Annotated in this window: 7 protein-coding genes; 2 read left to right on the forward strand and 5 right to left on the reverse strand. The window is 56.7% G+C overall.

What is annotated here, in order from left to right; translation table 11 throughout:
* Positions 1-810: prenyltransferase/squalene oxidase repeat-containing protein (locus VGE80_RS01820; protein ID WP_440591459.1), on the reverse strand; the 810-nt coding region annotated here is incomplete at its 3' end.
* Positions 811-1,025: 215 nt separating this feature from the next.
* On the opposite strand from VGE80_RS01820, the gene VGE80_RS01825 reads away from it, so the two are divergent.
* Positions 1,026-1,586, forward strand: coding sequence for a ComEA family DNA-binding protein (locus tag VGE80_RS01825; RefSeq protein WP_373651122.1), 561 nt, complete (start codon positions 1,026-1,028; stop codon positions 1,584-1,586).
* Here the strand turns inward: VGE80_RS01825 and fliN are convergent.
* The 3 genes from fliN to hpnC form a co-directional block, all read right to left on the reverse strand.
* The gene (fliN, locus tag VGE80_RS01830) at positions 1,570-2,046 is read right to left on the reverse strand and encodes a flagellar motor switch protein FliN (RefSeq protein ID WP_440591460.1); all 477 of its coding nucleotides are present in this window, start codon (positions 2,044-2,046) and stop codon (positions 1,570-1,572) included. The two genes, VGE80_RS01825 and fliN, sit on opposite strands and share 17 nt — an antisense overlap.
* A gap of 262 nt (positions 2,047-2,308) precedes the next feature.
* Positions 2,309-3,283, reverse strand: coding sequence for a phytoene/squalene synthase family protein (locus VGE80_RS01835; protein ID WP_373651120.1), 975 nt, complete (start codon positions 3,281-3,283; stop codon positions 2,309-2,311).
* 213 nt (positions 3,284-3,496) lie between these two features.
* Positions 3,497-4,405 carry a squalene synthase HpnC gene (hpnC, locus tag VGE80_RS01840; RefSeq protein WP_440591461.1) on the reverse strand — a complete coding sequence of 303 codons (909 nt, stop codon included), beginning with the start codon at positions 4,403-4,405 and terminating at the stop codon, positions 3,497-3,499.
* Between the two features lie 753 nt (positions 4,406-5,158).
* Between hpnC and VGE80_RS01845 the strand changes: the two genes are divergently transcribed.
* Positions 5,159-8,215 (forward strand): POTRA domain-containing protein, encoded by a 3,057-nt coding sequence (locus VGE80_RS01845; RefSeq protein ID WP_440591462.1) that lies wholly within the window; start codon positions 5,159-5,161, stop codon positions 8,213-8,215.
* 191 nt (positions 8,216-8,406) lie between these two features.
* On the opposite strand, the gene VGE80_RS01850 is transcribed toward VGE80_RS01845, so the two are convergent.
* The coding region (locus tag VGE80_RS01850; protein ID WP_440591463.1) for a hypothetical protein at positions 8,407-9,095 on the reverse strand (689 nt) is incomplete at its 5' end.

A 9,095-nucleotide genomic window follows, 5' to 3' on the forward strand; every position in this document is an offset into this window, starting at 1 on the left:
CTGGTTGTTCGTCCCTTCGATGTTCTTCTGGCAGTAGTTCAACAGCTTCTTGGCAGTTTCGTTTTCGTAGTCGCCCGAATTAAACAGACAGGCGACGGCTGCCGCAGTGATCGGGGGGCGGGATCCACCCGCGTTGCGCAGGCTGTACTGAATGCCTCCGTCGGGTGCCATGCACTTGCGGATGTACTCAACCGCTTTATCGATTACTTCGCGAGGAACGGGAATTCCCGCGTTGCGGCAAGCTCGCAGTCCCTGCACCTGGGTCACGCATGTCGAACCTTCGTCGAAATTGTTTCCATCCTTGGCCGAGACATAGCCCCAGCCGCCATCGGGTGTCTGAGCTTCACCACAGAATTGAACCGCCTTCGTCAGGACTTCTTTCAGTTTCTCACGTCGCTGTGCGTTCTCTTCCTCGCCGTAGACCTGCGAGAGGAACAGCATCGAGAAGCCGTGCCCATAGGTGTAGTGATAGTCGTGCTTGTAGCCGATCAAGCCGTTCGGTTGAGCCGTATCGATCAGATAATCAACAGCCCGTGAGATGGGCTTGGCAAGACGTCCCCGAGTCGTTGTGGAACCTTCGCAGAGCATCGCGTTGCCTGCCAGCGCGGTCATCGCAACGCGGTACTGCCCCTGGTTGGCTTCCCAGTATCCGCTGCGGTGCTGCTCACTGACCAGCCAGTCGATTCCGCGTTGCGCGGCGAGCTTCGCTTTGGGATCCTTGGTTTGCGCCAAAACGGTGTCGATGCGGCCCAGAAAGGTCAGCAACAGCATCACGGCGATCGAGGCACGGTTTAACATCAACGTTCCCATCTCCCTGTCCATGTCCGTGATCGCACAATGCGGCTACGTTACGGGCGCGTCCCCTGCACTTCTCAACTTTACGCAAGTCAGTAGCGAAAGGGAAGAACTTCCACCGCAAGAGGCTTCGTCTCACGAAAACAGAGCGGCGAATTCTGAATCGTCACTGAAAACTTTGCTACAATCCGGAACTTTTCCAGAGTTTCCCATCTCAACGAGGAGTGCGAATGGCGAGCCGCCGGGCGAGGCAAGTAGCAGACCGCTCCACCCCGATACGACCGGGAGTGGAATCGCTTCGTGCACCGTCAGCTCTGCCCCAGGGACACTCCGTCAGCTCGGAGCCGTCGCCGACGAAGTCGGGCCCGGTTGGTGCTGAGGCGGGTGATCACAGAACTCCATCCGACCAGGCACCGATCACACTCTGGTTGCGGCGAGCCGACCAGTTCTTCCTGGGATTTCTGGTGATCGCGCTGCTCGGTCTGCTCGTCATCTTCCGCTGGCGACTTTCGTCAGGTGGTCAGGCCGAGATCGAGATTATCAATCAGCAACCGCGCGAGTTTTTCTACTCAATTGATATCAATCAGGCTTCGTGGGTCGAATGGGCACAACTCGATGGTATCGGTGAGAAGCTGGCGCGCCGGATCGTTGGGGACCGCACGCAGAACGGTCCGTTCAAATCCATTGACGACGTTGCCCGCGTGCGAGGACTGGGGATCAAGTTGATCGATAAACTGAGACCATTCCTGAAACACGATACCGCGAGCGAGGAGGTCAGAGAACTTCGCTGAGTCGAACGCCAAACATTCCGTCGATCACCAGCAGTTCTCCCCGTGCGATCAACTTCCCATTCGCGATGATGTCGACGGGGTCTCCGGCGAGTTTATCAAGCGTCACGACGCTCCCCTCCCGCAGTTTCATCACCTCATCAATCAGCAATTCCGAACGACCAAGCTCGATCGCAATGTCGAGCTCCACGTCTCCAAGATCATCCAGTGTCAGACCACCGGTGTCGGCAGCAATAACAGGAGTGTGAACAGACAGGGGTGGCACAGACTTCGACTGAATCACCTGAGCAGCGTGCGTAGCAGCCACCGACGGAGGGGGGCTCTCGACAGGTTCGGGCATGGAACCGAGGATGACTTCACTCAAACTTCGCTCGACCGAATTCAGTAGCTGGTCGGGCGGAAGTTCGCCGTCGGGCCAGTTCGAGTTGAACCCGGCAAAGGATGCGGGATCGGGAATTGGCATTGTCCCTCCTCGAAAGTACTGGACATCACCCGGCCCGAGCTCTTCGTCCAAATCTGGCGATTCGGGATCTGGTGAGGGGATTTCGCCAGACCGCCATTCGAGAGGAGAGAACGGTTGCGTCATCGGTGTCCACGCGGGCTGCAGAAGGAAGCAACGGGCGACGGGATGGCCGACGCCCCATTCCGGGGGTATACGTCAGCATCCCGATTTCCGTCAATTGGAAACAGCGAGCCCCGCGGTCCCACGCAGGCATGGTGTCTCCCTACCGAGCGAAGATCATGGCCCGGGTCGCGTACCAGAGTTTTTTCCATTTCGGCAGCGAGGCACGGCGTGAGTAGACGTCAAACCGGTTTCGTTCGATCTGCCGCAGCAGTCCCTCGTAAATATCGACCATCGCTCGCAGGATCGGTTTGCCCGGAGGTTCGAGGAAAGCGAACAGACGTTCGGCAGCAGCGTAGTACTGTCGGGCTCGGTCGGCCTGAAACTGCATCAACTTGAGGAATCGGTCGTTCATCACGCGGTTGCGGAGATCGTCGGGGGTGTAGCCAAACCGGTCCAGATCTTCCCGGGGAAGATAGATCCGCCCCAGATCAGAGTCTTCTCCCACATCTCTCAGAATATTCGTCAGTTGCAGGGCCATTCCGCAATCACTGGCCAGCGAAATGGCCTGCTCGTCCTTGAAACCCCAGACGTGAATACAACCCAGTCCCACAGCACCCGCGACGTGGAAGCAGTACCGCTGGAGATCCGCAAATGTTGCGATCTCAAAGGGATAGAGGTCCATCTCGACGCCGTCGATGACGGCCAGCAGATACTCCTGCGGAATTCGGTAACGCGTTACCATGTCGGTGATCGCCGGGAGCGCCGGATGTTCGGAAAACGTCCCCATTTCCGCCGTTCCGATTCCTTCTTCGAGGGCCGGTTTGCCGCTGACGGAAAGGAGTTGCTCCTGAAACGCCTCGTGACACTTTACCCCCGCCGGATTCCCCGCTTTGGCGTTGCCTTGAGTCAACGAGTGACGAATGGTTTCACGCCAGACAGCCAGTCGAATCCGGCGTAGTTCCAGATCAATCGAATCGTCGTCGCCCAGATCGTCTGTGATTCGATTGAAGGCATAGAGTGCATTCATCGCCTGCCTGCGTTCGGCGGGAAGCGTCATAAACGAAAAGCGAAAATTGTGGGCGGTCCGCTGCGTCAGATCCCGGCAATACTCATACGATTCGGCAAGAGACAGCATAGGAGGAGGTATCGCGTCGGGTCTCCCTCCGCAAAGCGGGCGAGACAGGGGTGTGGGAGGGGAGATTCAAGGACAATTTTTGCCCAATTCTGCCCGCAACCTGCCGGTTTGAAAACCGTAAAGGGGGAATGAGCGTGATTCTAAACGCAAATCGTCATGTGAAACCCATTCTGTTCGCAACCGGTGGCAGTCGCGACGACATCCAGGAGGACGTCATCGTGACCGAAACGCTTTCCGCCAGAGTGCCCCGGCCAGCAGCTTGAGCGCATCGAACTTCGTGACTTTCGGACGCGTCTCCCAGACCCGGTAACCAATCGATTCAATTCGATCGAGAATGCAGAGGCCTCCCCGTGCGAAGAGATCAATATCCACCTGAATCCGCCCCGGAAGTTGCTCGATCAGCGGTAATCCCGAGTTGAGAAACTGCCGTGCTCGATCAACCTGAAATCTCATCAGTTCCAGGAATGGAGGATTGATGCGTCCGTGGTCGAAATCCTCACGGTGGTATCCGAATCGCTCGTAGTCTTCCCTGGGAAGATAGATTCGGCGGATCTTGTAGTCGCGAGCGACATCCTGCCAGAAATTGGCCAGTTGCAGTCCGGTACAGATGGAATCTGACCAGACGACGTTTTGTGGATGGTGTTGCTGACACAAGTACAGGACCAGCCGACCCACCGGGTCTGCACTGCGGCGGCAATAGTCCCGCAATTGTTCAAAGGACTGATATTCGAGAACTGTCTGATCCTGTTCGAAGGCCGAAATCAGGTCGAGGAACGGTTCAGCAGGAATCGAAAATTGATCGATGGTGGGCTTGAGGGCGACGAACACCGGGTGTCGCAGTTGCCCGGCATAACATGCCTGCAGTTCCTGCCGCCACCAGGCGAGCAGTTCGAGTGATCTGGCCGGATCGCCAACTTCGTCGCCCAGATCGTCGGCCCAGCGGCAGTAGGCATAGACATTGTAGAAGTGCTGATGCAGTTCTTTGGGAAGCAGCCACGAGACGAGGGGAAAGTTTTCGTAATGCGAGGTCGCGAGGTGTTTGCAGTAAGCCTCGGCCTCGGCGCGATCAATCTGTCTGGCCGATGACTCGGGGCCGTACCGGCGGAGTTCTTCGAGAAACAACGGTAGATGGCTTTCTAGCGGAATAAAGTCATGCGGCGATCTGCCCGGTCCATCCTGCCGACGTACGTCAGCAGTGGATTAATAAGCCGTTCAGGTCATTCCTGCAAGAAGCGCCCTGCGACCGGCGGGTCCCTAGCCGGATACACCCGGCTTTTGCTGGAGCAGGATCGGGAGAAATCACCCACTGCGGGAACCCGATAACCAAAGGGACTGAAACCAGGTGGACTGATTTTGTGGGCGAAAGGGAGGTCAAGCGGCAGGAATCGCAACGATTTCCAACAGCGTTTCCTATTTGGCTTTAATCCGGCTGACCCCTGCCCGGTTTCGCGGGGTTCATCTTGTCGAGATTTTCATTTTAGACTAATTGTCCGCGGCGCAAGGGTAAGCGGGCTCTTTGGAGTCCGGTTGCGTTTGCCGCCTTTCGTGAAATTCCTGTCAGAATCATCCTATCCCGTGCTCGGAAATTGGCGCGGAGCCTGAATGCTCGTGCCCGTGAGAAAAGATCGCATGATCCAGCACTCCAGTTCGAACACCGTCGTTACCAAGGGGTCACCGAGAGGCACATTCGTCTCGCGGTGGGCGATGGTTTTTGGGGCTGGCAAGCTATTCACCAGTCGCAGATCGATTCTTTCCCTATCCTGCTTTCCCGAAATGCCATCCGCGGATCTGTCTCTTTCCGAACTGCAACAGTCGCAGCCACAGTCATTTCAAAAAGTCAGCACAGGACCGTTCAGCGATCGTAGCTTGAAAACAATGCCGAAATTTTTCCGCTCGATGGTCGCCGCGGGAATCGTGGCAGGCAGTCTGATTGCGGTCGAGAATGCATCCGGCCAATCCACGACGAGTCCCTCGTCCGCCGCCAAATCGAAGACGGCGAAAAGCAGTCTGGTCGAGCCTGAACATTCACTCGACCTTCCCACTCCGAAAAGAACAACGACGACGGCGGCAGACCGCAAAGATCGCTCGGCGGTGAAGCTTCCCAAGACCTCTGGTTTGTCGGGTATTCGCCCCGTTGCCGCGTTCGAGGGGGACGAGGAAAAGCCCGACACGCCCTTTCACCTTGATGAGCCTCTGGTGGATGTGGTCATCGAGGGAAACTCGACCATTCCCAACCCGGAAATCGCCAAACACATCAAGACACGTCCCGGTCGCCCTGTGACGCAGAAGCAGATCAAGGACGACGTTGATGCGCTGGTACGAACACGCTGGTTTGCCAGTGTCGAACCGACCTTGCGTCGCACCGACGATGGGGTGGTGCTGGTCTTCCGCGTCCTGGAGCGTCCCATTGTCCGCCGAGTCGAATACAAGGGTCTGAAGAAGATCAAACAGAAAGTGTTTGACTCGATGACTCAGCTCCGGCCCGGCAGTCCGTTTGACGTCAGTTCAAACCGCGAGTGTGCTCGCCGTATCGAAGAATACTACCACGAAAAAGGCTATGCCTTTGCGACGGTCGAACTGGAGAAAGGGAACGATCGCGAGGATCGCGAAGTGGTCTTTCTGATCAACGAAGGTCCGAAAGTCGCTGTTTCCGGCGTCGAATTTGACGGAAACGAGGATTTCTACGACGGGATCCTGAAAACGAAGACCCGGACCAAGACCCAGATCCTGTGGCTGTTCGGTGGAAAATACGATCCTGCGTCGATCAAGGATGATATCGAAGGTGTCAAACAGTACTACCACAGCCTGGGGTACTTCGACGTTGACATCAAGCACACGCTGAAGTTTTCCGAAGACCGTTCCAAGGTCAAGATCCTGTATACCATCGACGAGGGGATCCGGTACAAGATCCGAAGTATCGAAGTCGACGGCAACAATGTGATCTCGGAAGAGGAAATCCGCGGAATGATGAAAGTCGCGGAAGGGGTGCACTACAACACCCGCGACATCAATAAAGACGTCGACGCGATCCGAACGAAATATGGTGAGCAGGGCCGCTTGTTCTGCCGGGTCGACGCGGTCCCCCGCTGGACGGAAGACGACGGGATCGTCGACATCGTCTACAAGATCGAAGAAGACAAGGTCTATCGCATCCGAAATCTGAACGTCCATATTCAGGGGGATCACCCGCACACGCGGACGAATCTGGTGCGAAACATCTCGCCCGTCCAACCAGGGGACCTCGCTGATCCCAAGAAAATCCATCTGATGAAACGCCGCCTCGAAGGCTCGCAGAACTTCGAAACGGGCCCGGAAGGGGGCGTGCGGATCGAGACGAACGTCGTGAGAAACCCGAACTGGGTCGACAAACGGGATTACGACAACATCGTCCGCAGCCAGTCTGCGCCGATTCAGCCACACACCACACTTCGCAATCGGACAGAAGGGAAGCCCGAAAAGCCCACCCGTCCGGCCAAGGGTGCTCGCCCCAGGACAAAGCCCACAACGGAAACCTCCGCCAACCGACGGGCGGAAGGACTGCAGACACAAGGGGCTGTTCAGCCTCCCTCTGGTCTTCAAAGCTGGGTTGGTACGAGCGAATCGCGTGAAGAAAGTCGCGACCCGTTCGTGACCGTCGCCTCGCACTTCGACCAGATCGCACAGCCCATTACGTTACCGGAACCCAAACCTCGCGAAATCTTCGACGAAGACCTGTCGCCCATCACACCGATCTTTCGCGCACAAAGTCGCGATCCGCTTCAGCCCCCTGCCAACTTTGGATTCGACAACAGTCCTCAGGGGGACCCCTTCGGAAAGGCGATCCGCGATCCTGATCCGGGCGACTGGACACGGATGGAACCTCCAGAGTTTATCGACCTGGATGCTTACGTTTCCGAAGCCCGTACAGGGCGCCTGATGTTCGGTGTCGGTGTAAACAGCGATGCCGGTGTCATCGGTAACATTGTGCTGAGCGAACAGAACTTCGACATCCTGAAGCCCCCGCGAAGCTGGTCTGACATCACGAACGGAACGGCCTTCCGTGGTGGTGGTCAGAAATTCAAGATCGAGGCGATGCCCGGTTCGCAGGTCAGTCGTTACCTGGTTGACTGGCAGGATCCCTACTTCCTGGACACCAACTTCAACCTGGGCCTGAGCGGATTCTACTTCACTCGTTATTACCGAAACTGGTACGAAGACCGGACCGGGGGCCGTATTCGACTCGGTCGCCAGTTGACGCAAACCTGGTCCACGGCGGTAGCCCTGCGACTGGAAGACGTCAATATCTACAACCCGTACCTGCCGACACCACCGCTGCTCGCGGCGTCCGTCGGAAGCAATTTCCTCTCGACCATCCGCGGCTCGTTGATGCATGACACTCGAGATGCCGCTTTCGGCACGACGTCGGGGCATTACGTCGATTTCAGCTACGAACAGGCTTTCGGCGAATACTCGTATCCACGATTTGAAGCCGAGGCACGTCAGTACTTCACGACGTATCAACGAATCGACGGTCAGGGAAAACACACCCTGATGGTTCGCGGTCAGGCGAGCTGGTCAGGCAACGACACACCGATCTTCGAACGGTTCTTCGCAGGGGGTTTCCAGACCTTCCGCGGCTTTGCGTTCCGCGGTGTGAGCCCGATGGAAGGGGGAGTCTACACCGGGGGTAACTTCATGGTCCTCGGTGGTGCAGAATACATGTTGCCGGTCACCGCCAATGAAATGATCAAGGTGGTCGGTTTCACCGACTTCGGTACTGTGAATGACAATGTATCGCTCAGCAACTTCCGTCTGTCGCTGGGGGGTGGTCTCCGTGTGACCGTGCCAGCCATGGGTCCCGTTCCGATCGCTCTCGACCTGGCAGTACCTCTGATGAAAGAAGAGGGCGATATCCAGCAGGTCTTCGCGTTCTACATCGGTGTGAACCGCTAGGCCGCGTGTCCGCTGGGCATGATCTTTTCCTCCAGTCCTGCCGATTGCAGGTGTGAAGTTTCGAACCGGACGTCTTGAATGTTCCCCTGCTGTCATTTCGTATTTGGAATGCAGCAGGCGGACTTGATCGGTCAGGAAACCTTCTTATCTGGTCCCACCCGATACTCCTCAAGAGCTGCTTGCGAAGGGACTCAGGAGACGGCGAGTTCGACCTCTTTAAAACGCTCGGGGCGCTTCTGAAATTCCGAAGCAAGCCGCTGGAGTGTTGACCAGCGGGTGATGTGGTGCGACGCCTCGAGCCTGGGCATTTCCTCGGGCAGATTCGTGAGCAGGCTTTTTCGAACCACCATCGCCCGGATTTTTCGCGTCTTCATCTCACCGACAGATTCGCAGGTGAGGGCAATGAGATACGTCGCCGTGGTGACTTGCGCTCCCATATCGGATTTCAAAAAACCGATTGCGAATTGCTCTGACAGGTCGTTGAGAATGGCGTTCAGATAGAACCAGTTTTCCGAAGCCGGGATCGGAAGGATGGGGTCGTTTCCGGTCGTCTGCCGAGCCAGTTTCTGAACCGTGTGGGCTGCGGCCAGATTGAGGAACACGTCCTCACAGCGTTTTTCACTGAGAGTGCGAATCTTCAGCGTGCCATCCTGGATCATATTCAGCGACACATTCAACCGATCATAGAACTCTTGCTTCTTCCAGTCGGCGGATGCACGGCGATGTCCGAGATACCAGCCGATGACCATCAGCACGAGACCCGTAATTACCTTGACCGAGTGGTCTTTGACATAGTCAACGAGGGTCTGAACGACGTGATCCACGGAATGCACCCTGAGTATGGTCGTGCTGCACTGCTTGAAATTGAAAATGACTGCAT

Source organism: Schlesneria sp., assembly GCF_036405755.1.
Taxonomy (GTDB): domain Bacteria; phylum Planctomycetota; class Planctomycetia; order Planctomycetales; family Planctomycetaceae; genus Schlesneria; species Schlesneria sphaerica.